The sequence below is a fragment of the Deltaproteobacteria bacterium IMCC39524 genome (assembly GCA_029667085.1).
Lineage (GTDB): Bacteria > Desulfobacterota > Desulfuromonadia > Desulfuromonadales > BM103 > M0040.
Genome location: JARUHJ010000007.1, coordinates 119,156 through 144,683 on the forward strand (window position 1 = coordinate 119,156; position 25,528 = coordinate 144,683).

General features: G+C 52.3%; 21 protein-coding genes and 1 riboswitch. Of the genes, 13 read left to right on the top strand and 8 right to left on the bottom strand.

The genetic code is table 11. The annotated features are described in order from the left end of the window. Nucleotides 1-91: 91 nt before the first annotated feature. The 3 genes from P9J64_15605 to P9J64_15615 form a co-directional block, all read right to left on the bottom strand. A complete protein-coding gene (locus tag P9J64_15605; protein MDG5469747.1) occupies nucleotides 92-589 on the bottom strand; it encodes a ferritin family protein in 498 nt (165 codons plus the stop codon). 168 nt (nucleotides 590-757) lie between these two features. Next, a complete protein-coding gene (locus P9J64_15610; protein ID MDG5469748.1) occupies nucleotides 758-1,270 on the bottom strand; it encodes a ferritin in 513 nt (170 codons plus the stop codon). A 152-nt stretch (nucleotides 1,271-1,422) separates the two neighbouring features. Further along, on the bottom strand, nucleotides 1,423-1,884 hold the full coding sequence (locus P9J64_15615) for a hypothetical protein (GenBank protein MDG5469749.1): 462 nt from the start codon (nucleotides 1,882-1,884) through the stop codon (nucleotides 1,423-1,425). Between the two features lie 409 nt (nucleotides 1,885-2,293). Here P9J64_15615 and yihA point away from each other — a divergent pair, with 409 nt between their 5' ends. The 3 genes from yihA to cbiE all read left to right on the top strand — a co-directional run bounded on the left by yihA (nucleotide 2,294) and on the right by cbiE (nucleotide 4,899). After that, nucleotides 2,294-2,920, top strand: coding sequence for a ribosome biogenesis GTP-binding protein YihA/YsxC (yihA, locus tag P9J64_15620; GenBank protein ID MDG5469750.1), 627 nt, complete (start codon nucleotides 2,294-2,296; stop codon nucleotides 2,918-2,920). A 20-nt stretch (nucleotides 2,921-2,940) separates the two neighbouring features. Further along, nucleotides 2,941-3,558 (top strand): alpha-ribazole phosphatase, encoded by a 618-nt coding sequence (gene cobC, locus P9J64_15625; GenBank protein MDG5469751.1) that lies wholly within the window; start codon nucleotides 2,941-2,943, stop codon nucleotides 3,556-3,558. A 129-nt stretch (nucleotides 3,559-3,687) separates the two neighbouring features. Then, a complete protein-coding gene (gene cbiE / locus P9J64_15630; GenBank protein MDG5469752.1) occupies nucleotides 3,688-4,899 on the top strand; it encodes a precorrin-6y C5,15-methyltransferase (decarboxylating) subunit CbiE in 1,212 nt (403 codons plus the stop codon). Between the two features lie 188 nt (nucleotides 4,900-5,087). Here cbiE and P9J64_15635 read toward each other — a convergent pair whose 3' ends face one another. Then, nucleotides 5,088-6,533, bottom strand: coding sequence for a glyceraldehyde-3-phosphate dehydrogenase (locus P9J64_15635; GenBank protein MDG5469753.1), 1,446 nt, complete (start codon nucleotides 6,531-6,533; stop codon nucleotides 5,088-5,090). 193 nt (nucleotides 6,534-6,726) lie between these two features. Between P9J64_15635 and P9J64_15640 the strand changes: the two genes are divergently transcribed. After that, nucleotides 6,727-7,707 (top strand): class II fructose-1,6-bisphosphate aldolase, encoded by a 981-nt coding sequence (locus P9J64_15640; protein ID MDG5469754.1) that lies wholly within the window; start codon nucleotides 6,727-6,729, stop codon nucleotides 7,705-7,707. Between the two features lie 299 nt (nucleotides 7,708-8,006). Here the strand turns inward: P9J64_15640 and P9J64_15645 are convergent, their stop codons facing one another. After that, complete coding sequence (locus tag P9J64_15645) at nucleotides 8,007-9,188, bottom strand: ChaN family lipoprotein (protein MDG5469755.1); 1,182 nt, start codon at nucleotides 9,186-9,188, stop codon at nucleotides 8,007-8,009. A 282-nt stretch (nucleotides 9,189-9,470) separates the two neighbouring features. Between P9J64_15645 and P9J64_15650 the strand changes: the two genes are divergently transcribed. The 3 genes from P9J64_15650 to speA all read left to right on the top strand — a co-directional run bounded on the left by P9J64_15650 (nucleotide 9,471) and on the right by speA (nucleotide 14,216). Then, nucleotides 9,471-10,670, top strand: a complete 1,200-nt coding sequence (locus tag P9J64_15650; protein ID MDG5469756.1) for a saccharopine dehydrogenase family protein — start codon at nucleotides 9,471-9,473, stop codon at nucleotides 10,668-10,670. 144 nt (nucleotides 10,671-10,814) lie between these two features. Next, nucleotides 10,815-11,969 (top strand): carboxynorspermidine decarboxylase, encoded by a 1,155-nt coding sequence (gene nspC, locus P9J64_15655; protein MDG5469757.1) that lies wholly within the window; start codon nucleotides 10,815-10,817, stop codon nucleotides 11,967-11,969. Nucleotides 11,970-12,308: 339 nt separating this feature from the next. Then, a complete protein-coding gene (gene speA / locus P9J64_15660; GenBank protein MDG5469758.1) occupies nucleotides 12,309-14,216 on the top strand; it encodes a biosynthetic arginine decarboxylase in 1,908 nt (635 codons plus the stop codon). Nucleotides 14,217-14,345: 129 nt separating this feature from the next. Here speA and thiC read toward each other — a convergent pair whose 3' ends face one another. The 3 genes from thiC to P9J64_15675 all read right to left on the bottom strand — a co-directional run bounded on the left by thiC (nucleotide 14,346) and on the right by P9J64_15675 (nucleotide 17,782). Continuing rightward, nucleotides 14,346-15,671 (bottom strand): phosphomethylpyrimidine synthase ThiC, encoded by a 1,326-nt coding sequence (gene thiC, locus P9J64_15665; GenBank protein ID MDG5469759.1) that lies wholly within the window; start codon nucleotides 15,669-15,671, stop codon nucleotides 14,346-14,348. Between the two features lie 282 nt (nucleotides 15,672-15,953). Then, entirely contained in the window at nucleotides 15,954-17,393 is a 1,440-nt protein-coding gene (gene thiD, locus P9J64_15670; GenBank protein ID MDG5469760.1) for a bifunctional hydroxymethylpyrimidine kinase/phosphomethylpyrimidine kinase, read from the bottom strand. 75 nt (nucleotides 17,394-17,468) lie between these two features. Next, nucleotides 17,469-17,575: riboswitch (TPP riboswitch) on the bottom strand. Between the two features lie 21 nt (nucleotides 17,576-17,596). Beyond that, entirely contained in the window at nucleotides 17,597-17,782 is a 186-nt protein-coding gene (locus P9J64_15675) for a CooT family nickel-binding protein (protein MDG5469761.1), read from the bottom strand. A gap of 131 nt (nucleotides 17,783-17,913) precedes the next feature. Here P9J64_15675 and alr point away from each other — a divergent pair, with 131 nt between their 5' ends. The 6 genes from alr to P9J64_15705 all read left to right on the top strand — a co-directional run. After that, complete coding sequence (gene alr, locus P9J64_15680; protein MDG5469762.1) at nucleotides 17,914-19,038, top strand: alanine racemase; 1,125 nt, start codon at nucleotides 17,914-17,916, stop codon at nucleotides 19,036-19,038. Between the two features lie 33 nt (nucleotides 19,039-19,071). Continuing rightward, nucleotides 19,072-20,295 carry an ASKHA domain-containing protein gene (locus P9J64_15685; GenBank protein MDG5469763.1) on the top strand — a complete coding sequence of 408 codons (1,224 nt, stop codon included), beginning with the start codon at nucleotides 19,072-19,074 and terminating at the stop codon, nucleotides 20,293-20,295. A gap of 171 nt (nucleotides 20,296-20,466) precedes the next feature. Beyond that, entirely contained in the window at nucleotides 20,467-22,032 is a 1,566-nt protein-coding gene (gene purH / locus P9J64_15690) for a bifunctional phosphoribosylaminoimidazolecarboxamide formyltransferase/IMP cyclohydrolase (protein ID MDG5469764.1), read from the top strand. A 130-nt stretch (nucleotides 22,033-22,162) separates the two neighbouring features. Further along, a complete protein-coding gene (gene purD / locus P9J64_15695) occupies nucleotides 22,163-23,434 on the top strand; it encodes a phosphoribosylamine--glycine ligase (protein MDG5469765.1) in 1,272 nt (423 codons plus the stop codon). Between the two features lie 146 nt (nucleotides 23,435-23,580). Then, nucleotides 23,581-24,099, top strand: a complete 519-nt coding sequence (gene purE, locus P9J64_15700; GenBank protein ID MDG5469766.1) for a 5-(carboxyamino)imidazole ribonucleotide mutase — start codon at nucleotides 23,581-23,583, stop codon at nucleotides 24,097-24,099. A 177-nt stretch (nucleotides 24,100-24,276) separates the two neighbouring features. Further along, on the top strand, nucleotides 24,277-25,528 hold a 1,252-nt coding region (locus P9J64_15705; protein MDG5469767.1), incomplete at its 3' end, for a cytochrome c biogenesis protein ResB.

A 25,528-nucleotide genomic window follows, 5' to 3' on the forward strand; every position in this document is an offset into this window, starting at 1 on the left:
TGCGGGAAGCCGTGAGAGAAGAGAAGTGAAAAATAAAAGGCCGGAGGCTACATAAGCCTCCGGCCTTTATTGTGTTGTCAAGATGGTGTTGCTATTCGCGCACAAAAGTGTCCATGTCTGTTTCGTGGACCATGCCCATGAGGCGCGCATACTCAGACTCAATGATCTGGTAATGGTGGTCGGTCGAGGTCGCATTCTGCTCGAAAACCGCGCGGATCTCAGGATTGTCGATTTTCTCAGCCAGAGCACGCAGATGCTCGGCCAGGGCTTTCTCTTTTGCCATAGCCAGTTCCATTGCTTTGCGCTCGTTGAAGTCAGCGGCTTTGACTTCGTTCAGCTCGTTCATCCACTCGGAGTCCTGATCGGCGCCTGAGTCCAGAAATGCTTTGAAATCAGCGATATCATCGCCGGGATAGACGTTATAAAACCATTCGGCATGCTCGCTTTCTTCGCGTGCCAGGAGTTCAAATACTTTCTTGGCTTCGGCATTCTTCATCATCTCGGCACCACGCTTGTAAAAATCCATGGCATTTTTTTCTGTCTGCATGGCACGGCGAACAGCGTCCTTCAAATCGATGTTATCAAACATGTAAATCCTCCTGAGTTAATGGTGTATACGTTTCAAAGACGGGGAATATTAGCAGAAATTACAAACTTGCCAAATGAAAAATTACTTTTTCAGGTCAGTTTAAAAAGAAAAGGCGGATTAAGGTATCCGCCTTTTCTTTTTTGTCGCTTCTTATAAGCCTTGTGATGATTACGCTTCCGCTGCAGGTGGAACGAACACTCGTTGCCCAAGTTCTTCGTCAAGGCGCAGCAGGCCGTTGCCGTCGTCGCCGATGCGTTGCAACTTTTTCACGATCAAACCGAAGCTGGCTTCTTCTTCGACTTGTTCTGTGACAAACCACTGCAGGAATATCTGGGCCGCGTGATTATTGTCGCCACGGGCAAGATCCATCAGTTTGTTGATGCTGTCGGTCACAAAGTTTTCGTGTTTGAGAGAATATTCGAAGCAATCAAGGGGTGATTTATAGTCGTTCTGTGGAGCATCGAATCCGCGCATGTCTGAGCGGCCGCCGGCTTCACATATGAAATTGAAGAATTTTTCGCCGTGGGTGAGCTCCTCGAGAGCTTGGACTCTCATCCATGATGCGATACCAGGCAGGTCTTCTGCTTCGAAGTATCCGGCCATGGCCAGATAGAGATAACCAGAAAAAAACTCATTTTTCATCTGCTCGTTCATTGCGTCGAGCAAGTCTTTGCTGAACATTGGTGGAAGCCTCCTTCAAGATTAAGCGCTGATAGGGTTTGTAGTGTCTTACCTTTGAATTTATACCTTAGTGAACGAGTTTGCGCAATGCAGTGCAATAAAAAAAGCGGGGCTTTTCAGCCCCGCTTTTTATGTTTGTCTCTTTTTTGAAATCAGCGTACGCCGTCTTCAAAAATAATTTTCTGCAGCCCGTCGATCGCTGCATTGGCTTGCAAGCTTTCTCCCGTGAAAGGATTGCGGTAGGTGTAAGTGATGTAACTGCAATTACAGTCCGCAGGCATGAAGGCATCGTGCAGAACGAATTTTTTGCCATCGTTGCGGCGCGTTAGACCCATGATGCCGGTCTTGATGTCGTTACCGATGATGCTGTAATCAACCTTAGGTGCTTCAAAAAAGGTGATTTCGGTGACGGTGTCTACGGGCACGCTAATCGCTGAGCCGTTCCACCATCCTTTGACAATATCTCGATCCATGATGCTGTCAAAAACGATTTCCTTGTTGTCGAGGGTAACCAGACGGCCGGGGCGGCCCTGGTCGGCACTGGCGAATGTTGCCAGGCACAAGATAGTCAATAGGGGGATTGCTATCAAGCGCATGCATATGCGAACTCCCATTTCACGGCACTCCTTTTAGACAAAAGATTGTAATTAAAACTGAACCAAGCGGTATTTATACATGACTTTGATTCGAGGCGCGTCTCCTCGAATGATCTTTGTTGTAGTCCGGGCGCCTCGAGGGCTTTGCCGCTGTGGGAATCCTCGGCAATATATGGCTTGCTGAAGTTGACGACAAGCACCCCTCTTAGAAAATAGTGAAGCATCAAATCCCATTGACAGCATATTGGATATCAGCTTTCATAAAAAAAATCAACGCTTTTTCCCAGTTAACTTGGCATACTAGGCCCAAATCTCAGTGGCTTATGGGGGCTATAGAAAGTTGGGTGATTCTGTGGCTATGTGGTAGGATGTGCGGCGTAAAAGCAGATAATTAAGAAGTCAGAATGTTGAAAATGAGACGTAAATAATGATTGTGCATAGTGTTGATTTTATAACCAGTGCTCCCGCATTGGCGAGTTGTCCCCCCCCAGAATGGCCGGAAATCGCATTTGCCGGACGTAGTAACGTTGGTAAAAGTAGCCTGATCAACTGTTTGCTGAATCGCAAAGGGTTGGTTCGTACCTCGTCGACTCCGGGGCGGACGCAATTGCTTAACTATTTTGCGATTAATGACCAGCTGTATTTTGTCGACCTGCCAGGCTATGGTTTTGCCCGGGCTCCCCGCTCGGTACGCGAAAAGTGGCAGCCGATGGTGCATGGCTACCTTAAGGGGCGTGCCACCCTTAAGGCTGTCGTCTGGCTTCTCGACGTTCGCCGTGAACCGAGCAAGGAAGATTTGCAATTTCTCGATTGGCTGGAGGAGAGTGCGATCCCCACCATTCCTGTCGTGACAAAGATAGACAAGGTCAGTCGTAATGAACTGGGGCGTTGTCTGGCAAAGATTTCAAGCAGCACCGGACTTCCGGTTGAGCTCTTTACTCCTTTTTCGGTGTTAAGCCGAAAGGGGCACGCGGAGCTGTGGGAGTTGATCTCCATGGCTCTAGAGCCCGATGAAATCCCTGATGTTACAAATGACGATTCCGTGAACGACTGAATGTTTATAGAGGAATTATAATGCAACGAACACGGCTCTTTCTGGTGCGTCATGGCCAGGTTGAAGGACATGAAGAGAAACGTTATAACGGCCAGGTTAATGTGCCGCTTACTCCGTTGGGTCGGCAACAGTCCGCTCGCGTTCGAGATCATATGACCAGCAATCCTGTTGACGCAGTTTACAGCAGCGACCTGGATCGCAGTTGCTACTGTGCGGAACTTATCGCTGAAGCACACAATCTGCAGCCTGTCACTGATGCTGCGTTACGGGAATTGCATGTCGGCGACTGGGAAGGCCGGACCTGGGCTGAACTTCACGAGGCCTACCCTGATGATTGGCAGGCAAGGCTTAAAGACCTGGTGAACTTCCAGGTGCCGGGAGGCGAAAGTCTGCAGGATGCAGCGAATCGTATTCGTCCCACCCTTAGGAAGATCCTTAAAGAGCACGTGGGTGGTCACATCGCACTGGTCGCTCATGGAGGGGTTAATCGGATTATCTTGCTCGATGCCATTGGTGCGCCCCTGCAGCAGGCTTTTTCTATTGAGCAGGATTTTGGCTGCCTGAATATTATTGACTACTTTGAAGGCGGCAATTCGGTTGTGAAACTCCTCAATGGGGTCTCTCATCAGGACGGCTGAAGCAGCGTCTAGCAGCCAGTTCATGGTTAGTCCGACAGGTTGCTAAGGCTTGACGACGAAAGAGGCAAACAGATAAAGTTGGCGCTTCTTGATCAGACGGATCAGAAGCTTTAAGGAGGATGTCGGCAGATGAAAACTATTTATGTCATCGGTGCTGGAATTGAAGGCCAGGAAGGTTTCAGCCGCAGGGCTTTGGAGCTGGTCGCTCAGGCGGAGTTGCTGATCGGTGGCCCTCGGCAGCTGGCGCTGTTTCCTGACTTCTCCGGTAAAACCATGGCGACCGGAGATAATCTGGCGCCGGTGGTTGAGTGCCTGGAAAAGTGCACAGGGTCAGCTGTTGTGCTGGCCTCCGGAGACCCTCTTTTCTTCGGTATCGGTCGTTACCTGCTGCGCAACCTTCCTGATGCCGATTTAGAGTTCGTGCCGAATGTCAGCTCGGCCCAGTACGCTTTTGCCAAGATTCGCGAGCCCTGGGACGATGCCGTGTTTGTGTCAACTCAAGGGCGGGGACTGAAGGGGGCTGTCGATCAGATTGTGGCTCATGACAAAGTGGCCCTTCTCACCGACAATGTGAATACCCCCAAGGTGATTGCAAAAGAGCTGATTGAAAGAGGCCGGGACGGTTACACGGCTTATCTCTGTGAAAATTTGGGGACGGCTGAAGAGACGATCACGCACACCGAGCTCAAGGGTTTACTCAAAAGACCGGCCGCCGCGTTGAATGTTCTGATCCTGATCAAAGAATATGAGGCCGGCGGTGACGGCATCGGTCCTTGCATGGGTATTCCGGACGAGGATTTTGCTACGGTCAAGAAACTGATCACCCATGAAGAGGTGAGGGCTGTGAGCCTGGCCAAGTTACGTTTGCGTCAGGATATGACTCTTTGGGATGTCGGCGCCGGTTCCGGTTCCGTCAGTATTGAGGCCGATCATCTTATGCCGAACGGTCGAGTCTTTGCGATAGAACGCAATCCTCAGTGTCTGACCTTCTTCAAGGAAAATCTGAAAAAATTCAACTCGCGCAATATCACTCTGGTTGCCGGCGATGCGCCTGCCTGTCTGGATGATCTGCCTGATCCGGACCGGGTCTTCATCGGTGGCTCCGGAGGTCATCTCTGGAAAATTCTTGATGCGGCGGACGGTCGTCTGCCGATCGGGGGGCGTGTGGTTCTCAATGCTGTTACTTTAGATACTTTGAATGCCGCAACCGAGTTTTTTGAGAACGCTGGCTACGAGCTGGAAGTGACGACGGTTAATATTTCACGGACACGTCCTTTGACGGATTATAAAATGTTCGAGGCTTACAACCCGGTTTTTGTGTTGGCGGCTGTAAAAACCTAATTTTTTTGTTTTTGACTTTGCTCTTTGATATGGGGACACACAAATTGTGAGTCCCCATTCGCTTATCTATTACTTTGCGCTCTCTGCGTCTCAAGAGAGCAAAGCGAACGGGCGTGAGTCAGGTCGATTGCTTTTCCTGTTTCACGTTCTCCGATGCTTTACTGGAGCGAAATAGATAACCAGGAAAGTTAAAAAGGCAAAACAGGCAATTCCAACCCCGCCAAATTCTGCGTCAAACGCACCACCTGACTGCTGTAACCAAATTCATTGTCATACCAGACATACAGAACAATCCGGTCTTCCGAAACGATCGTCGAGATCGAGTCAACGATCCCGGCATATATAGAACCAACAAAGTCACTGGAAACGGCTTCTGGAGAATTGGTGTAATCAATCTGGTTCTGCAGCGGTGAGTCGAGAGAGACGTCACGCAAATATCTGTTGAGCTCTTCGCGGCTGACTTTCTTCTTCAGGGTGAGGTTGAGAATTGCCAGAGAAACGTTTGGAGTTGGCACCCTGATGGCGTTGCCGGTCAGTCTTCCTGTTAACTCGGGCAGGGCCTTGGCGATAGCGCTCGCAGCACCGGTCTCAGTGATAACCATATTGAGTGGCGCGCTGCGTCCGCGGCGGTGATTGTTGTGGTAATTGTCAATCAGGTTCTGGTCGTTGGTGTAGGAGTGGCAGGTTTCGACATGGCCGTTGACAACCCCGTAGCGGTCGTTGACAGCTTTCAGAACCGGAACGATCGCGTTGGTGGTGCAGCTGGCTGCCGAGAAGATGTTTTCCTCAGCGGTCAGCAGCTCGTTGTTCACACCGAAAACCACGTTGGGAAGATCGCCCTTGCCCGGGGCGGTTAAAATGACCTTGCTGATGCCCTTGGCTTGCAGATGACGGCCAAGACCTTCGCGGTCACGCCACTTGCCTGTGTTGTCAATCAATATGGCGTCCTGGATGCCGTACTCTGTGTAGTCGATCTGGTCAGGGGCGTCCGCATAAATGAGACGGATCATGTTGCCGTTGGCGATGATCGCATTCTCTTCTTCGTCGATGGTGATGGCACCATTGAATTGGCCATGCACCGAATCACGGCGCAGCAGGCTGGCCCGTTTCATCAGGTCGTCATCGTCGCCTTTGCGGACAACTGCCGCGCGCAGGCGTAGCTTGTCGCCCCCGCCGGCTTTGTCGACAAGGATCCTGGCCAGCAGCCGGCCGATGCGACCGAAACCGTAAAGGACCACATCACGGGGTTCGCTGAGCAAAGATGTTTGCCCGGTGTTGACTTTGGAGAGCTCCTGGCGGACGAAGATCGATACGTCTTGCCCAGGCTCTTGTGCTTGCAGGCGAACGGTCAGTTTGCCGATGTCAATTCTTGAGGGGGCCAGGTCAAGGTTTTCCATGGCCAGTAAAACCGGGAAAGTGTCGCGCACTGAGAGCTCATTTTCGAGAATCTGTCGGGCGAAACGATGGGCTTTGAGTATGTCCACCATGGAACCGTGCACCAGGCTGCGGCCGTAGACTGTGATGACAATGCCATGATCCCGGTAGAGCCGGCCGATAATCGGGAGCATCGCTTCAGCAAGCTCCTCACGTTCTTTCCAGTCTGAAAAATATTTCTCGTGTTTTCGTAAATCCATTGTTCTTCCTTCCCCGTTCTGCTTCATGTTTTGATTGTTGAAGAGCCATCTTAATCCTAGAACAGGGACGTATTATATGCAACGTCTAGCGGAGGAATTATCAGAGTTTGCTCTGGACTTGTTTTGGATAACTTGGTATTAAGGTTTGTTTATAAAAACGATTTCTGAAACATCCACAGGGAGGGCTTTACTGATGAGCGACAAGGTACATTATTCGGATTTGGGGCTGGTCAATACTCGCGACATGTTCGCCAAGGCGATGGCGGGTGGTTATGCCATACCTGCCTACAATTTTAATAACCTTGAGCAGCTGCAGGCGATCGTGACCGCTTGTGTAGAAAGTCGCTCTCCGGTGATCATTCAGGTCAGCAAGGGCGCACGTGAGTATGCCAACGCCACCATGTTGCGTTACATGGCGATGGGCGCTGTGAAGATGGCCAATGAGATGGGTGTTGAACTTCCTGTCTGTCTGCATCTCGATCACGGTGATTCTTTCGAAGTCTGCAAATCCTGTGTCGATAATGGTTTCTCTTCGGTCATGATCGACGGCTCTCATCTGCCTTACGAAGAGAACGTTGCCCTGACCAAAAAGGTCGTTGAATATGCTCATCAGTTTGATGTCACCGTTGAGGGTGAACTCGGTGTACTGGCCGGCATTGAAGATGATGTGGTTGCCGAAAAGTCGACCTATACCAAGCCTGAAGAGGTTGAGGACTTCGTCAAGAAAACGGGTGTCGACTCCCTGGCGATCTCTATCGGTACCAGTCACGGCGCGTTCAAGTTCAAGCTGAAAGAGGGCGAAGAAGCACCACCGCTGCGCTTTGATATCCTCGAAGAGATCGAAAAGCGCATTCCTGGCTTTCCGATTGTACTGCATGGCGCCTCCAGTGTCGTCCAGGATTACGTAACCCTGATCAACCAGTATGGTGGCAAGATGGAAGGTGCTGTCGGTGTCTCGGAAGAGCAGTTGCGCAGAGCGGCCAAGAGTGCTGTCTGCAAAATCAATATCGACTCTGATGGCCGACTTGTTGTTACCGCCAAGGTGCGTGAGTATCTGGCCAACAATCCCGGTGAATTTGATCCTCGCAAATACCTCGGTGCGGCGCGTAAGGAATTGATCAAGCTGCTTAATCACAAGAATGAGGCTGTTCTGGGGAGTGCTGGGAAAGCTTAAAAGAAGGCTGCGCGGGACGCTTTGCGCGGAACAGTGAGACATAAAAGAAAGAGCCGCTCAGTCAACTGAGCGGCTCTTTCTTGTTTTTTATATGAGTTAGTGAGGTCTGTTATATTTTCTGGTTATCCATTTTACTCAAGTGAGGGTCATTCAAAGAAAACCTTTCACCACAGAGGACAGGGAGAAATTCAAAAAACAATCAGGACTTCTCTGTGCCCTCTGTGTCTCTAGTGAGAGAAACGAACGGGTGGTAAAGAGAAATCCTGACAATAGCTACTGGAGTGAAGTAGATAACCAGATTATTCTTTGTGCTTGCCCATGCCATGTTCATCAGCTTTAGGTAGCGGGACGAAGGTGACGTCGAGATTGATCTGTTCACCCTCCCGTTCAATAATCAGGGCCGCCTGGTCTCCGCTGACGCGTTGATTGACTTCATAGATCAGGTCAAAGCTGTCTTCAACGACAGCATCACCCATAGAGACAATGACATCTCCAGCCACAACACCTGCTTGATCGGCCGTTGAACCAGGCACAACGCCCTCCACGACAACCTTGCCATCCTCTTCTTTCATACGCACGCCGAGTTTGACGCGTTCACCGGGCAGGCTCTCGTATTCGGTGAAAGCCAGGTAGTCGTAGGACGGCATGGGAAAACGGGGCATCTTGACATCCATCAGTTTGCCCTGCTTCTTCTTTGGGACGACCAGTTCACGACTTCCGACCAGCATGTAAGATGTCGGCAGGCGGCGATAGACACGCCTGGGGATGCCGAAGCCATAGCGGACGTGGTTGCCGCCAGCCAAGACCACCATGCGGTGCTCAGAGCCTTTCTCTTGCATGACGCGCGCGATATTCTCGGCCATGGTCTCATCCCAGAGTGTCTGGATGCGTAAAAAGCCGTCGAACATGGCCTTGCCGCCGCGGTGGTCAGCATAAATTGCCTCTGCCATGGCGCGCTGGTAAGGATCTTCAAGGTCGATCTCCGGCAGTTGAGAACGGGTCTCCTCGTCCAGGCTTTCAAACGAATTTCTACCAACCTTTTTAACCAGTTCGCGGGTCGCGTTCAGACCGACAACTGGAATCTGTTGCTCGCGAGCATAATTTAGAATGTCACGATAATAGGCGTAGTCCATGCGCCAGTTGCTGAACCATGACGAATTCTTCAGAAATTCTTTTTCGCTGAGAGCTCCTGCCGTCCATTGATCCAAAGTCTCTTGTTGGCCGGTGTTGAACATCTCCATACCGAGGCTGAGCTGGCCGGGATAACGTTCCGCCATGGCTTTGAGAACCTCGAGCTCCAGGCGATGGGCTGCTGGGTTGTCATGAGTTTCCCCGACGTAGACAATTCGAACATCGGTTATTGCGGCCTGCATCTGTTCAGCGCTGACTTTGACACCGGTGGGCAGATGATAAATATCTCCGACCTCAGGTTTTGCTGGTGGATAGGGAGCTTCAGAATTGCCGAGCGGTTGTTGAGTCATAGTGCAGGCCGTCAGGGTAAGAAGGGTTAACGTGCAAATGAGAGGTGAAAAGTTAATACGCATATTCATGTTCTCTTCCGTTTATGGCTGACATAATTGTCTGGGTTCAGGTAGTGAACAACTAAACCATACATCATCATCATGCCCAAGGGAATTGGATTTATAGCCGTCTCTGTGCTTGTTTTTCTGTTGACAAAGGATACAGATTAGAGAGAAAAGTGCAGATTGATATTTGACTTCTGAATACCGGGCTCTCAAGTATGAACCCAAAGGAGTTTCTAAATGAGTAAAGTACTGATTATTGGTGCCGGTGGCGTTGGCGGTGTTGTCGTTCATAAATGCGCTCAACGCCCTGATATCTTCTCTTCTATCACTCTGGCCTCACGCACCAGGTCCAAGTGTGATGCGATCGCGGCAGAGATCAAAGGTGCCGTGATTAAAACGGCCCAGGTTGATGCGGATAATGTTCCAGAACTGACAGCGTTAATTCGCCAGGAAAAGCCGAAACTGGTAATCAACGTAGCGCTTCCGTATCAGGATTTAACGATTATGGATGCCTGCCTGGAAGCAGGGGTCGATTATCTCGATACGGCCAACTACGAGCCTCTCGATACAGCCAAGTTCGAGTACCGCTGGCAGTGGGATTACCAGGAACGTTTTCGTGAAAAAGGGCTGATGGCTCTGCTCGGCAGCGGCTTTGATCCGGGTATGACCAATGTTTATACGGCTCTGGCCGCAAAAAACTACCTCGATGAAGTTCAGGAAATTGACATAATAGACGCCAACGCCGGTGATCACGGCCAACCCTTCGCCACCAATTTCAACCCTGAGATCAATATACGCGAAGTGACCGCTGCCTGTCGTCACTGGGAAAATGGCAACTGGGTGGAGACCGGGGCGCTGGCGACCAAGCGGACCTTCGATTTTCCAGAAGGTGTCGGGCCGATGAACATCTATCGCATGTACCACGAAGAGATGGAGTCGTTGGTCAAGCATATCCCGACCATCAAAAAGGCCCAGTTCTGGATGACCTTTTCCGATAACTACCTCAAGCATCTCGAAGTGCTGCAGAATGTCGGAATGACGCGTATCGATGAGGTTGAGTACAATGGTCAGAAAATCGTACCTTTGCAGTTTCTTAAAGCGGTCCTCCCTGACCCCGGCTCGCTCGGCCCGTTAACCAAGGGCTGCACCTGTATTGGCGTGATTGCCCGGGGCCTCAAGGATGGCCAGCGCAAGCAGGTCTATATCTACAATATTTGTGATCATGAAAAGTGCTATGCAGAGGTCAACTCCCAGGCGATTAGTTATACAACGGGTGTACCGGCGGTCGTCGGTGGTATCATGATGCTGACCGGTAAGTGGCACAAGCCGGGCGTGTGGAATATGGAGCAGTTCGATCCGCAGCCTTTCCTTGATGAGGTCGGGCCGATGGGCTTGCCGCACGTGGTTGTTGAGGGTGGGGATTGGCCTGTGCTTTAGTGGTATCTTTTAACGCAAAGGCGCAAAGTTAGACAGAAAGACGCAAAGAGGGCCTCTTCCTTTTTGGTTAAAACTTTAAAGATTCTTTGTTTCTTTGCGTCTTGGTTTACCCCTCGGCGTCTTTGCGTTGAATAAGGTGTTAGATTGATCGGTATCGATATCCCGAAAATTTTGAAATTGGCTCCATCTCCGGCCTACGTCGTTGATCTTGGCCGCCTGCGTCATAATCTGGCCATTCTCGACGAAGTGCAAAAACGTAGCGGGGCGAAGATCCTCATGGCACTGAAAGCTTTTGCCATGTGGAGTACCTTCCCGCTGATTCGCGAGACGTTGCAGGGTGTTTGTGCGTCTTCACCATGGGAAGCACGCCTCGGCCGCGAGGAGTTTGGCGGCGAGGTACATTCTTTTGCCGCGGCCTTCAAGGAGAGGGATGTCATCGAGCTACTGTCGATCTCCGATCACCTGGTTTTTAACTCTTTCAATCAACTGGAACGTTTTCGGCCGCTGTGGCAAAAAGAGCAGGGCAGGGTGTCGATCGGGTTGCGGGTAAACCCGGAGCACTCGGAAGGTCACACCGAGCTTTATGACCCTTGTGCGCCTAACTCGCGGCTGGGTATCAAGCGCAGCGAATTTGAAGGCAAGTCACTGGAGGGTATTGAGGGGCTGCATTTCCACACTCTTTGCGAACATCTCTTCGAACCTTTGGCGCGAACTGTGGAGGTTTTTGAAGAGAAGTTCGGCGCGTTCCTGCCGCAGATGAAATGGATCAATCTTGGCGGTGGGCACCACATCACTCGCGAGGGGTACGATATTGAGGGGCTGATCAATCTGGTTCGGTATCTCAAGGACAAGTATGACGTCGAGATCTATCTCGAACCGGGCGAGGCTATAGCGATCGGCACGGGCCTGCTGGTTGGAGAGGTTCTCGACGTTGTTCCCGGAGAGATTGAGACGGCGATTCTGGACGTTTCGGCAACCTGCCACATGCCGGATATCTTGGAAATGCCCTACCGGCCGGAGATCGCAGGCGGTTATGACCCAGGTGTCAAAGCACAGACCTATCGACTCGGTGGTCCATCATGTCTGGCTGGCGACATTATCGGTGACTGGTCCTTCGAGTCTTCGTTAAAACCCGGAGACCGGTTGGCTTTTCTCGATATGGCACACTACACCATGGTTAAGACAACCACGTTTAATGGTGTTCAGCATCCGCATCTGTGTACTTATGAGCCAGAGACCGGCGAGTTGCAGGCTGTAAGAAGCTTTGTTTATGAAGATTTCCGTGGGCGGCTCTCTTGAAGGGTAAAGAGTTGACCACGAAGAGCACGAAGGGCGTAACGCAAAGACGCAAAGAATAAGGGCAAGTCGCAAAGTAACTCTTTTTGATTTTATGAAACATAAACAGTAAATACTTTGCTTCCTTTGCGCCTTGGTTCACACACTTTGCCTTTTGCGTTAAAAATGGGCGGCTTTCCTGAAGGGTAAATTGTTAACCACAGAGAGCACGAAGCGCACGAAGATAGGATCTTAAGTGTTTAAACCGAAAAGAGTGTCATTTTTTCTCTGTGAGCTTCGTGCTCTTCGAGGTTTGTCTATTTAGAAAGAAGTAGAAACCCTACTTCTTATCGGGTGATGAATATGGAACGTTGGACAATCAAGAGCGCGCAGAAAGCCTACAACATTGAAAACTGGGGTGACGGTTATTTCTCGATAAACCGCAAAGGGCACGTTTGTGTTCACCCTTCGCCGCACTCAAAATATGCCATAGATCTGCGCACCCTGGTCGACGATCTGATCAAGCGCAAGATTAAACCGCCGATCCTGCTTCGTTTCATGGACGTACTGCAGGGGCGGATTGCCGGGATCAACCGGGCGTTTAAAAACTCCATCGAGGAATACGATTACCCGGCTGGATACCAGACGTTCTTCCCGATCAAGGTTAATCAGCAACGCCAGGTCGTCGAGGCAATCACCGAGTTTGGTAAGCGGCACAATATTGGCCTCGAGGTTGGCTCCAAGCCGGAACTGGTGGCGGCGATTTCCTTTGCGACCGGTAAAGATCTGCCGATCATCTGCAACGGTTACAAAGACAACGATTATATCGAGACGGTTCTCTACGCCAACAAGATCGGCTACGACATCACTATTGTGGTTGAAAAACTCTTTGAGCTGGAGAAGATTATCACCCTGTCGGAGAAAATCGGTATCGTGCCGAAGCTCGGTATCAGGGTTAAACTCTCCGCAAAGGGCACGGGCAAATGGGCGACCTCCGGCGGTAGTGATGCGAAGTTTGGTCTGAAAATTTCCGAACTACTGGCGGCCATCGACCTGCTCAAAGAGCATGATCTGCTCGACGAGGTTAAACTGCTGCATTTCCATATCGGCAGTCAGATCACTAAGATCGACAAGATTAAAAATGCCCTGGTCGAGGGCGCGCGGATCTACGCTGAGATGAAGAAAATGGGGGTGGGCCTTGAATACCTCGATGTTGGTGGCGGCCTGGGTGTCGATTATGATGGTTCGAAGTCGAGCTACTTCTCAAGTGTCAATTACTCCATCGAAGAGTACGCCAATGACGTTATCTACCAGGTGAAAAACATCTGTGAAGAGGCGGATGTGCCCTGCCCGAATATCATCTCTGAGTCTGGACGGGCGATCGTCGCGCACTATTCGGTTCTGATCACCAATATCCTCAATACGAATACCCAGAACGCCCTGCCTGATTATGAAGATGTCATCGAGGAAGCTGAAAAGCTCTCGCCGACCGTTAAGAAGCTTTACGATATCCACAAAAGCCTCGATCGGCACTCTCTGCGTGAGGATTATCACGATACCCTGCAACTCATCCAGGAGGCCGTAAGTCTCTTCCGGTTGGGTTACCTGACCCTGCACGACCGGGCTCTTGCCGAGTGGCTCTGCAACAAGATCTTCATCCAAATTAACGAAATTGTAGAGCGCATGCGTGAAGTTCCCGATGACTTGCAGGCCTTCCATCTGAGCTTACGACAGACCTACTTTGCCAACTTCTCGCTCTTTCAATCGGTTCCGGACTCCTGGGCGATCGATCAGCTTTTTCCGATTATGCCGCTGCAAAGGCTCAGTCAGAAGCCGGACGTTATGGCAACGATTGCCGATATTACCTGTGATTCCGATGGCGAGGTGAGCAGCTTCGTTGGCGAGCACGGCCGCACCAAGTATCTGCCGCTGCACAAGGTGTCGGCGGAGGAAGATTACTACATCGGCTTCTTCATGATCGGTGCTTACCAGGAAATTCTCGGCGATATGCACAACCTTTTTGGAGACACCAACGCGGTGCATATCTCTTTCAACAAAAAAACCAAGTACAAGATTGATTCGATCATTAAGGGTGATGCGACCTGGGAGAGCCTTAAGTACGTCCAGTACAAGGGCCCGGAAATTCTCAAACAGGTACAAGAAACACTCGAAAAGAAAGTCGCAACGCGCCAGGTTTCATTTGAGGAGACCAGCCATTTTATTGAACTGTTGGATAAGATGCTGGTGTCTTATACGTACCTTGGGGAATAACCGGGGGCTGGAGATCGGAGACTGGGGGCTGGCTAGACCATTGACATTAAAAGAGGGGCGCTTCCGGTTGGAAGCGCCCCTCTTGAACTTTTAGCTCTATGGGGAAAAGAGAGAGGACTCTTCCAGCCCCTAGCCCCCAGCCTCCGACCCGCCGCTTTTTCTCTCATTCATCACCTTGTAAGCACAGAATTCACCGCACATAGTGCAGGCGCCGTGCTCTTCATCAACGCCCGATTCGGCTCTTATGCGGCGTGCTTTTTCAGGATCCATGGCGATGGCGAACTGGCCTTCCCAGTCAAGCTCCTTGCGGCACTTCGCCATGGCGATGTCCTTCTCCATGGCGCCGGGTACGCCCTTGACGATATCGCCGGCATGGGCAGCGATGCGGCAAGCGATAACACCTTCGTGGACATCCTCGACCGTTGGCAGAGCGAGGTGCTCGCTGGCGGTGACGTAACAGAGGAAGTCGGCGCCGGCCGCCGCAGCCAGGGTGCCGCCGATAGCGCAGGTGATATGGTCATAGCCCGGGGCAATGTCAGTGACCAGCGGGCCAAGAACGTAGAAAGGTGCGCCGTGGCAGAGGCGCTTTTGCAGCTGAATATTCATCTCAATCTGGTTCAGAGGCACGTGACCAGGGCCTTCGATCATCACCTGGATGCCGGCTTTCCAGGCGCGCTGTGTCAACTCGCCGAGCAGGATCAGCTCCTGGATTTGGGCGCGGTCGCTGGCATCAGCCAAGCAACCGGGGCGGAAGCCGTCACCGAGAGAGAGAGTGGCATCGTAAGGCTTGACGATTTCCAGCAGACGGTCGAACTGTTCGAAGAGTGGGTTCTCGGCATTGTTGTGGGTCATCCACTCAACGGTGAAGGAACCACCGCGGGAAACGACCTCCATGATGCGGCCTTCGTTGTCCATACGCTCGACGGTTGCCCGGGTCACGCCGCAGTGCACGGTGATGAAGTCAACGCCGTCATCGAGGTGTTTGATGATCCCTTCGAAGATCTCATCGGCGGTCATGTCGACCATCGCCTTGCCCTTGCGGGTCACCGTGTCGACTGCGGCCTGGTAAAGCGGTACCGAGCCGATACAGGCTGTGGTCTCACTGATGATGGCGGAGCGGATCTCATCAATCGGTCCGCCGGTGGAGAGGTCCATAATGGCATCAGCGCCTGCTGCAACGGCCACGCGGGCCTTCTCCAGCTCTTTGTCGATGCTGGTGTCGTCTTTGCTCGTGCCTATGTTGGCATTGACCTTGGTGCGCAACCCTTTGCCAACCGCTAACGGGATGCCGTTAGTGTGCTTGTTGTTATGGCAAATGATCGCGGTACCTTCGGCGATGCGCTGGCGCAGGATCTCCGGATCCATACCTTCGGTTGCTGCGGCTTGCTTCATTTTGTCTGAAACAACGCCCTGGCGGGCGAGTTCTAGTTGGGTCAGTGTGCTTTGTGTTTTCATGAATCCTCTTTTTTCGTATGTGTTTTTTGCGAGATACTGATTTGAAAATATAAAAGATTAACGCCCGTTCGCTGTGCTCACTCAAGACGCCAAGAGAATCTGGGAAAGACGCAAAGAGTTAATAGAGTTAATAAGTAAAGTTAAGGTTTTACCTGTGTTCAATTGGTTTTTTTACCTTGGGCTAAGGGCCCTTTGCGCCTTTCTTGTCACTCTCTGCGCCTTTGCGTTAAATGCTTATCCTCTTTTTTGATATATCTCCGTGTCCTTCGTGCTCTCTATGGTTCAACGATCCTGTAATTTCTCACGCTCCGCATCCCGCACAGCCTTGGCACCAGCGAAATGGTTGATCGGTCCATGCCCACCACCTAAAGGTGCTGCATGAAGGATCGCTTCTTTGATAAAGAGCTTGGCTGACGCCGCGGCTTTGATCAGTGGCTGCCCCTGGGCGATAAAAGTCGCAAGCGCTGCTGAATAGGTGCAGCCGGTACCATGTGTGTTTGCCGTGTCGATACGCTCTGCCGCCAGTCTTGTTCTTGATGTGCCCGCGAGGAGTACATCGATGGCATCCTCTTCACGGTGACCACCTTTAAGCAGAACGTGGCGGGCCCCCATGGCTTGCAATTCCTTTGCTGCTTCCTCCATCTCCTCCAGCGTTTTGATCTCTTTCCCGGTCAAGGCTTCAGCTTCGGGGATGTTGGGTGTCAGGAGATAGGTGCAGGGTAAGAGCTGTGAGCGGACAGCTTCAACTGCGTCCTGCTTTAAAAGGGCTGCGCCGCCTTTGGCAATCATGACCGGATCGACGACTGTAAGCAGGTTGTGCTTTTGTATAAGCTCTGCGACGGTGGTGACGATCTCAGCACTGTAGAGCATACCGGTCTTAATCGTATCGACGCCGATGTCAGTTATGACCGCTTCGGCCTGTTTGGCAACGAAACTTGCTGATGCCGGAGAGAGCCCATGTACGCCGAGGGTGTTCTGTGCCGTCAATACGGTGATGGCACTGGCTCCGAAAGACCCAAGCAGGGTGATTGTCTTAAGGTCGGCCTGGATACCTGCGCCGCCGCCGGAATCCGAGCCGGCAATCGTCATGACTCTGGTTGTTCCCGATGGCTTCCTGCAGTTGAAAAGCAGGGCCAGTTCTTTTGCTGCAAGGGCCGGGTTTGGGTCCTCTGAGACCGCCGAGATGACAGCCAGCGCGTCGGCTCCTGCATCAAGAGCATCGGAAGCGTTTGTCCAATTGACACCGCCGATGGCGACCAGCGGGATTTTTACGGCACGACGAACCTTGTTTAAGGTTTCCAGACCAACCAGTTCGGCATCGTCTTTGGTCCTGGTGGGAAAAATGCTGCCGATGCCGATGTAGTCGACACCAGCCATCTCCGCCTTGAGAGCCTGGTCAACGCTACGGGTCGAAACACCGATCACTTTATTCTCTCCAAGCAGTTTTCGGGCATCGTGAACTGAACCGTCATCCTGGCCCAGGTGGACGCCATCGGCAAAACAGGCAACGGCGAGCTCCGCGCTATCGTTGACCAGGAAGGTTGCTCCGGCCTCTTTACAGAGTTGTACCAGTTGCCGCGCCAGCATGACCTTCGCATCGGCCGAACGTTCCTTGTCGCGGTATTGCACCACGCGAACTCCACCACGCAGCCCCTCGCGGACGACATGCAGAATCTGTTCGTCAGAACCTTGTGGAGTAATCAGGTAGAGACCCTGAATCATTGTTCTCTTCTCCAAAAAACAAAAACGCGCCCAGGCTGGTGGCCACGGCGCTTGCCCGTTTAACGGGAATGCTCGTTGCTGACCAGACCGCTTCCCTACGCCGGTATGATCCGGATCAGGTTCTAAGGGTCGCTTCGTTATCGAACGAAGCTCTCAGCAAGCTTACTCCCCTAGCGGTGGTTCAGATGTAAGGACGGTTCCGATCAGCCCAGAACAATCCGGTTGTTCAGTAAATCGATTTCCTGGATTGATGCATCTATATCGCGATGCTTGCCGAACACGTCGACCAGGCGTACTTTATCTTTCACAACCAACAGCGAAGCGACGTCTTCCAACGTAGTTTCCTGATCGCCCTGGACCAGGAGAAAATGACCATCATTCAGACACATAAGATAACCTTTCTATTTAACTCATCGACAGCCTAAAAGATTGCCTGCGGTGTGTCAACCTTTCACTCTTTACACCTGTTGAAGGCGTATGCTCTAATGTCGATTCTCTTCAATCTCATGCGGAGTTCTTCATGTCTGTGACACGCCCAACCAGAGTTGAAATCGACCTTGCCGCTCTACGGCATAATTTCCAGGAAGTCCAACGAACCGTTGGTGACGGGTGTGAGGTTCTGGCCGTCGTCAAGGCCGACGCCTATGGCCATGGTGTGGGCCTTGTCGCGCCGGCCCTGGCCGCAGCAGGGGCCAAGCTGTTCGGTGTGGCTCTCGTTGAGGAAGGTGTGGAATTACGTAAGCTGGGAATCGAACAGCCGATTCTTATTCTTGGTAGCTTTTTCCCCGGTCAGGAAGCTGACGTTATTGAATATCAATTAACTCCGGTTCTCTACGATTTGGCCTGCGCCCGCAGGTTGGATAGCGCGGCCCGCGATGCCGGAAGAAGTATCGATTATCACCTCAAGGTGGATACCGGTATGGGGCGGCTTGGATTTCGGGTCGACAGGCTCGATGAAGTCTTGCCTGTTTTGAAGAACCTGAAGAGCCTGAACATGTCTGGTGTTATGAGCCACCTGGCCGTTGCTGACGAGCCGGAGAAGCCCTTGACGGCTTTACAATGTGAGGCTTTCTCTGCCGTTGTGGCGAGAGTCGAAAAAGCTGGCTTCAGGCCCTTTTATAAACATATTGCCAATAGCGCCGGTATCTACAGCAGGAAACTCAATGGCTGCAACCTGGTTCGGCCCGGGATCTCTTTGTACGGCGGCTTGACGGGAGGCCCTTTTGCCCATCCCTTCACTCAGCAATCGGTCATGCATTTCGTCAGCCAGGTGGCCCAACTCAAAGACGTTCCTTCCGGGGAGGGCATCTCTTACGGTCACCGTTTTGTTACTTCGAGGCAGTCACGAGTAGCGGCGATCCCGGTGGGGTATGCTGATGGCTACAATCGTCTGTTGACCAATCGTGGCGAAGTTTTGATCCATGGCCGGCGGGCTCCTGTTGTTGGCACTGTTTGCATGGATTGGATCCTTGTCGATGTGACCAGCTTCCCTGACGTTCAGGTCGGTGACCAGGTCTCTCTGCTCGGTCGGGATGGTGACGATATCATCACCGCAGAAGAGTGGGCGGACAAGGTCGGCTCGATCACCTATGAGGTTTTCTGCAATATCAGCAAGCGGGTTCCTCGGGTTCCCGTTAATCTTTAAATCTTCTCCTTCAACGTATAGAATGACACCATAATGAAGCGATTCGTCGTCCTTGACCTTGGCACCACAACTCTGGCAGGCCGCTTGCTCTCAGCCTCCGGCGAGAGCTTGGCCGAAAAGCAGGTCGCGAACCCTCAGCGCGAAGAGGGTGTCGATATCCTCGCGCGCTTGCAAAAGGCCCATGACGATGGTGGCGAGCGGTTGCAATCACTTCTTGTCGATGCTCTCCGGTTGTTAATTGCCGAACTTCTCGACAGCTCAGGTTGTAAGGTGGAGGCTGTCATTTCCCTCGCTGCAGCAGGCAATCCCGGCATGTCCTGCCTGTTGCAGCATTTACCCGTGGGCTCATTGCTTTTCCCCCCGCACCGGTCTCCTTATAAGGGCCTGGCGCACATTCCTGTTAGTGACCTGGACTTCGGTGTTCCTTCACCTCTGGAGATGTTCCCGCTGGCGACAGGTTTCGTTGGCGGAGACTTGGTCTCCTGTCTGGTTGGATTGCAGGATGTTACGGTCGGAACTCTGTTGCTCGATCTTGGCACCAACGCAGAACTTGCTCTCTGGGATGGTGAGCGTTGGTGGGTGACTTCGGCTGCTGCTGGCCCTGCTTTTGAAGGCGGCAACATCGGTTCGGGGATGATTATGGCTGATGGCGCGGTCACCGATGTTCGCCTGATCGATGATCGTCTGCAACTCACCGTAGCCGGGAAGGGTACACCGCGCGGTCTGTGCGGTAGCGGCCTGGCTGCGCTGGTCGCCGTAGCGCGACAGGGTGGTTTGATCGATAAAACAGGGCGTATCCTTGCTGCTGATGAGGTCGAGACAAATCTGGGCCGATACCTTGTAGAGCAAGAGGGCGCATGGTCAATCTGTTTTCATCGAGATGCCAGTGGCGAGTTGCTTCTGACCCAGGATGACGTACGCAACTTTCAACTGGCAAAAGGTGCGGTTCGGGCCGGTATCGACGTCCTCTTGGCAAAAGGCGGTTTCACTCCGCAAGGTGTATCACAGGTCCTGGTTACCGGAGCGCTCGGGACGGCTTTGCCTGTTGAGGTTTTGAAAAGGGTTGCCTTGCTGCCGGAGGCCATGTTAGATAAAACCTCCTTTGTCGCAAATGGGGTGCTGGCGGGCTTACAAGCCTATTTGACAGCTACAGACGGTCAACAGCGATTGGCTAATCTGATGAATACGATTCAGCCTTTTCCACTCTCTGGCACCCCTGCTTTCGAAAAACAGTTTTTGGAGGCCTTGGAATTCTAAGTCAAAAGCATAATTAGCCGCGATGAAAATCTATCAATGTCTATGGTTTTAAGCCCAAGCACAAAGATTATACTTTTGCCCTTACAGGTTTTCATAGATTTTGATTGCGGCTAATTATGGTGCTTTGATTTAGTTGGCCTATCTAATCAACATTTCAACAGAGGTTTTACTATGGCAGTCATCAAACGTGCACTGATCAGTGTTTCCGACAAAACCGGCATCGTCGATTTTGCCAAAGAATTGAGTCAATACGGCGTGGAGATCCTCTCCACCGGTGGTACCGCCAGCATGATGCGTGAAGCGGGCCTTGAGGTGAAGGATGTCTCCGAGCATACCGGTTATCCTGAGATGCTGGACGGCCGCGTTAAGACCTTGCATCCGAAGGTTCATGGCGGATTGCTTGGATTACGTGATAACCCGGCGCATGTGGCCAAAATGGCAGAGCATGACATCACGCCGATCGATATGGTCGTCGTCAATCTCTACCCTTTTGAAGAAACCGTTGCAAATCTTGATTGTACTCTTGAGGATGCCATTGAGAATATTGATATAGGTGGGCCGACCATGCTCCGCAGCGCAGCCAAGAACAACCAGTCGGTCACCGTGGTTGTTGATCCAGCCGATTATGCTGTGGTTCTGGATGAGATGAAGTCCAACGCCGGTGAGGTCTCACGCGAAACCAACTTTCGCCTCGCCCTAAAAGTTTATCAGCGCACCTCCGCTTACGATGCCGCCATCTCCAACTGGCTGGGTAAGCGGGTCGATGCGGAGAGTGCCGATTTCCCGAGCGCTCTGACCTTCCAGTACCAGCGCACAGAAATTATGCGCTACGGCGAGAACCCTCACCAGAAGGCGGCTTTCTACGTTGAAAGCAATATAGCCGAGGTTTCGATTGCGACAGCGAAACAACTGCAGGGCAAACAACTCTCCTACAACAATATTGCCGATACCGACGCGGCCCTTGAATGCGTCAAGCAGTACAACGATGGACCCGCTTGCGTCATTGTCAAGCACGCTAACCCTTGTGGTGTTGCTTACGGCGAGACGCTTCTCGATGCTTATAATAGGGCCTTCAGCACGGACACCGAATCAGCCTTTGGCGGCATCATCGCATTCAATCACGAGCTTGATGCGGATACCGCAAAGGCAATTGTCGATAAGCAGTTTGTAGAAGTCATCATCGCGCCGAAGGTCGGTGCGGGCGTCAGTGAGATTGTCGCCGCCAAGAAGAATGTGCGCCTGCTCGAATGTGGTGCATGGCCGGAACAAACCGCTGCGCGATTCGATTTAAAAAAGGTCAATGGTGGTATGCTGGTTCAGGAAGCCGATTTGCAGCTGACCGCAGAGCTGAAAGTGGTCAGCAAGCGGCAACCGACAGAGCAAGAGATGAAAGACCTGCTCTTTACCTGGCGGGTGGCCAAGTTCGTCAAGTCGAACGCCATTGTGTACGGTAAAGACGGCATGACGATCGGCGTTGGCGCCGGTCAGATGAGTCGTGTTAACTCGGCGCGCATCGCAGCGATCAAGGCTGAACACGCTGGCCTCGAGGTCAAGGGCGCGGTCATGGCTTCCGATGCCTTCTTCCCTTTCCGGGATGGCATCGACAACGCTGCTGCGGTTGGTATCAGCGCTGTTATTCAGCCAGGCGGCTCGATTCGCGATGAAGAAGTCATCGCTGCGGCCGATGAGCATGGCATGACGATGGTCTTTACCAGCATGCGGCATTTTAGACACTAAAACGCGATTCAACGCAGAGACGCGGAGAGAATCAAAAGATTTTTTTGGTTAAACCCTTGCCACACTTTTCAGTGTCTCCGAGCCTCCGTGTTGATATGGCTTTGCCTGTTTTAATTGTAGGAGTCCGAAGATGAAAATACTCGTCGTTGGTGGTGGTGGTCGTGAACATGCGCTGGTCTGGAAGATCGGACAATCGCCTCTGGTTGAAACGATTTACTGTGCTCCGGGCAACCCGGGAATAGCCGGTTTGGCGGACTGTGTGCATATTCCTGCCGACGATATCGATGCGTTGCTTGATTTTGCCAAAGCTGAAAAGGTTGATCTTACGATAGTTGGCCCGGAAGTTCCCCTGACTATGGGTATTGTGGATCGGTTTCAAGCCTCTGGCCTGGAGATCTTTGGTCCGAACAAGGCGGCCGCCTGCATCGAAGGAAGCAAGAGCTTCTCCAAGGATTTGATGGCAAAGTACGCGATTCCGACCGCTGCCTATCAGACCTTCACGGATCATGCTGCCGCTGTCGCTTACATCAAGGAGCAGGGTGCGCCGATTGTTGTTAAAGCTGATGGCCTGGCCGCCGGTAAAGGCGTCATCGTGGCCATGGATGAGGCGCAGGCGATTGCCGCAGTCGATGACATCATGCTCGACAAGGTTTTTGGTGCCGCTGGTGCCAGCGTCGTCATTGAAGAATTCATGGACGGTGAAGAAGCCTCTTTCTTCGCCTTTACCGATGGTAAGAATATTCTGCCGCTGGCTTCCTCCCAGGATCACAAGCGGGCCTTCGACAATGATGAGGGGCCGAACACTGGTGGCATGGGCGCCTATTCTCCGGCTCCGGTGGTGACACCGGAGCTCCACAATGTCATTGTCGAGACGATCGTCAAGCCGACGATTGCAGGCATGGCCAGTGATGGCTGTCCGTACAGTGGGATTCTCTATGTCGGCTTGATGATCAAGGATGGCAAGCCACGCGTCGTTGAGTACAATGCCCGTTTCGGTGATCCGGAGGCCCAGCCTCTGCTGATGCGCATGAAGTCTGATATCGTTCCGGTGCTGCAGGCCTGCGCTCGCGGCAACCTGCAACAGGACTCGATCGAATGGCACGACAAGGCGGCTGTCTGCGTGGTTTTGGCCAGCGGCGGGTATCCGGCCAAATATGCCAAGGGCTTTGAGATCATGGGGCTGGACGATGTGCTGACGATGGATGATGTGGTGGTTTTTCATGCCGGGACCAGCTTCGAAGACGGTAAGATCGTTAACACCGGCGGTCGTGTTCTCGGCGTTACTGGATTAGGCAGTACAGTTGCCGAGGCGATCGATTGTGCTTACGGTGCTGTTGATAAGATTAACTGGAATGGTGTTCACTTCCGCAAGGATATTGGTAAAAAGGCTTTAAATCGCTAGCGATTTAAAGCCGGAGCGTGGCACGCGGTATGAGGGACGCGGGAAGCTGAACCCTTGAAACGCGATTGCCTCTGGCTTTGTTCATAAGAGGTTTACTCGTCCCGCGTACCTCGTCCCACGTCCCGATTTTTTATAAAGGATTTATTATGACTGACAGACCCCTCGTCGGCATCCTGATGGGAAGCGACAACGACTACGAAATCATGAAAGAGACGGCCGTTGCGCTGAACCAGTTCGGCATTCCTTTCGAGATGACAGTTTCCAGTGCCCACCGCACCCCGGAGCGCACGGCCAAGATCGTTAGAACGGCAAAGGAGCGTGGTGTCAAAATCCTGATTGCCGGAGCCGGAGCAGCGGCACACCTTGCCGGGGTGGTTGCTGCTGAAACGACCCTTCCTGTCATCGCCGTGCCGATCGATGCAACGGCGCTCAATGGCATGGACGCCCTGCTGGCAATGGTGCAGATGCCTGCTGGAATCCCGGTGGCGACCATGGCTATCGGCAAGGCTGGCGCGCGTAATGCCGGAATCTTTGCAGCACAGGTGTTGGCTGTTGACGATGTTGCACTCAGCGAGAAGCTCGTGCAGTTCAAGGCAGATATGGCTGCAGGAGTTGAAGCCAAAGCCGAAGCTCTCAGCCAGCGGCTTGCGCAAGATTTTGGATGACCCGGCCCTGATCTGCCCTTCGCGAAAATCCTGGACCGTGTTATCTTGACAGCCGCCGACAAATCATATTATTTTGGTAAGAGTTTCTGTCGCATCAAAGGCATAGGGTTGCTTTTGATGCGACATTCTGACGTTTGAGGGCCAAAAACATGGCCTCTCTCCCCGGGAGAATATACTTTGAGCAAAGAAAAGAGCTTCACTGACGAGCTATGGGACTTTTTCTGTTCCCTGAAGCTGGCGATTATCACCTTGATTCTGCTGGCAACGACCTCGATTATCGGGACGGTGATTGAGCAGAACAAGTCTCCCCAGGAGTACATGCAGAACTACGGCATGAGCGAGTCGACCTACAAGGCCCTCGACACCCTGCAGTTTTTCGACATGTACCACTCTTACTGGTTCCTCTCCCTGATGGGCCTCTTTGCCGTCAACCTGATCTGCTGCTCGATCAAGCGATTGCCCAGGATCATCAAGATTGTGCGCGAGCCCACCCTGGTGGCCGATGACAACCTGTTTCGCACCTTTTCCAATAAGGGCGAAGTCGTTGCCGAAGGAACTGTTGCGAGCGTGCGTGATAAAGTGGTCGCACTGCTCAGCAGTAAGTTTGCCGCGCCGGTGGTCACCGAGCAGGATGACAAGGTCTATCTTTTTTCACAAAAAGGTAAACTGTCCCGCTTCGGTGTTTACGTGACCCACACCTCGATCCTGGTCATCTTTCTCGGTGCCATGATCGGTAACATCTGGGGTTTCAAGGCTTATATCAATATCGTTGAAGGCAAATCGGTCGACGCGGTCTGGCCGCGGGCCGGGCAGACCCCGATTCCTCTTGGTTTCGAACTCCGTTGCGATAATTTCGAGGTCACCTTTTACGAAGGCGGCGGCCGCCCCAAAGACTTTACCAGCGACCTGGTTGTTCTTGAGAATGGCAAAGAAGTCTTGAAGAAGACGATAGAAGTCAATGACCCCTTGAGCTACAAAGGCTTGACCTTCTACCAGTCCAGCTACGGCCCGACCGGCGACCCGGTTTATAAGTTCCGCGTCAAAAACAATGAGACCGGTGAAACCGTAACTGTGCAGGGAGCCCAAGGCAAGCGTCTCAAGCTTCCGGGTGGTGCCAGCCTGATTGCCATGGGCTATGCCGAGAGTTATGAGAACTTCGGCCCGGCCGCCCAGGTGAAGATCGATACCGGCAGACCCTTTATCGTTATGAAAAATTATCCGCAGTTTGATGTAAAACGTGGCGGTGCTTATTCAGTCAGTCTGCTTGAGGCAACGCAAAGCTATTACACCGGCCTGCAGGTCGCCAAAGACCCCGGCGTCTGGGTGGTCTGGCTCGGCTGCCTGTTGATGGTGCTCGGCTCCTGTGGTGCTTTCTTCTTGTCGCACCGTCGTATCTGGGTCAGCATTGAGCAACTGGATAAGGGCATTG

Excerpts from the sequence above, each read along its gene's own strand:
- P9J64_15685 (MDG5469763.1), top strand. The coding sequence starts at position 19,072 with ATGAAGCGATTCGTCGTCCTTGACCTTGGCACCACAACTCTGGCAGGC.
- P9J64_15635 (MDG5469753.1), bottom strand. The coding sequence starts at position 6,533 with ATGGATTTACGAAAACACGAGAAATATTTTTCAGACTGGAAAGAACGT.
- P9J64_15650 (MDG5469756.1), top strand. The coding sequence starts at position 9,471 with ATGAGTAAAGTACTGATTATTGGTGCCGGTGGCGTTGGCGGTGTTGTC.
- P9J64_15615 (MDG5469749.1), bottom strand. The coding sequence starts at position 1,884 with ATGGGAGTTCGCATATGCATGCGCTTGATAGCAATCCCCCTATTGACT.
- purE (MDG5469766.1), top strand. The coding sequence starts at position 23,581 with ATGACTGACAGACCCCTCGTCGGCATCCTGATGGGAAGCGACAACGAC.
- alr (MDG5469762.1), top strand. The coding sequence starts at position 17,914 with ATGTCTGTGACACGCCCAACCAGAGTTGAAATCGACCTTGCCGCTCTA.
- cbiE (MDG5469752.1), top strand. The coding sequence starts at position 3,688 with ATGAAAACTATTTATGTCATCGGTGCTGGAATTGAAGGCCAGGAAGGT.
- purH (MDG5469764.1), top strand. The coding sequence starts at position 20,467 with ATGGCAGTCATCAAACGTGCACTGATCAGTGTTTCCGACAAAACCGGC.
- speA (MDG5469758.1), top strand. The coding sequence starts at position 12,309 with ATGGAACGTTGGACAATCAAGAGCGCGCAGAAAGCCTACAACATTGAA.
- P9J64_15610 (MDG5469748.1), bottom strand. The coding sequence starts at position 1,270 with ATGTTCAGCAAAGACTTGCTCGACGCAATGAACGAGCAGATGAAAAAT.
- purD (MDG5469765.1), top strand. The coding sequence starts at position 22,163 with ATGAAAATACTCGTCGTTGGTGGTGGTGGTCGTGAACATGCGCTGGTC.
- P9J64_15645 (MDG5469755.1), bottom strand. The coding sequence starts at position 9,188 with ATGACTCAACAACCGCTCGGCAATTCTGAAGCTCCCTATCCACCAGCA.
- P9J64_15675 (MDG5469761.1), bottom strand. The coding sequence starts at position 17,782 with ATGTGTCTGAATGATGGTCATTTTCTCCTGGTCCAGGGCGATCAGGAA.
- thiD (MDG5469760.1), bottom strand. The coding sequence starts at position 17,393 with ATGATTCAGGGTCTCTACCTGATTACTCCACAAGGTTCTGACGAACAG.
- cobC (MDG5469751.1), top strand. The coding sequence starts at position 2,941 with ATGCAACGAACACGGCTCTTTCTGGTGCGTCATGGCCAGGTTGAAGGA.
- thiC (MDG5469759.1), bottom strand. The coding sequence starts at position 15,671 with ATGAAAACACAAAGCACACTGACCCAACTAGAACTCGCCCGCCAGGGC.
- P9J64_15605 (MDG5469747.1), bottom strand. The coding sequence starts at position 589 with ATGTTTGATAACATCGATTTGAAGGACGCTGTTCGCCGTGCCATGCAG.
- P9J64_15640 (MDG5469754.1), top strand. The coding sequence starts at position 6,727 with ATGAGCGACAAGGTACATTATTCGGATTTGGGGCTGGTCAATACTCGC.
- yihA (MDG5469750.1), top strand. The coding sequence starts at position 2,294 with ATGATTGTGCATAGTGTTGATTTTATAACCAGTGCTCCCGCATTGGCG.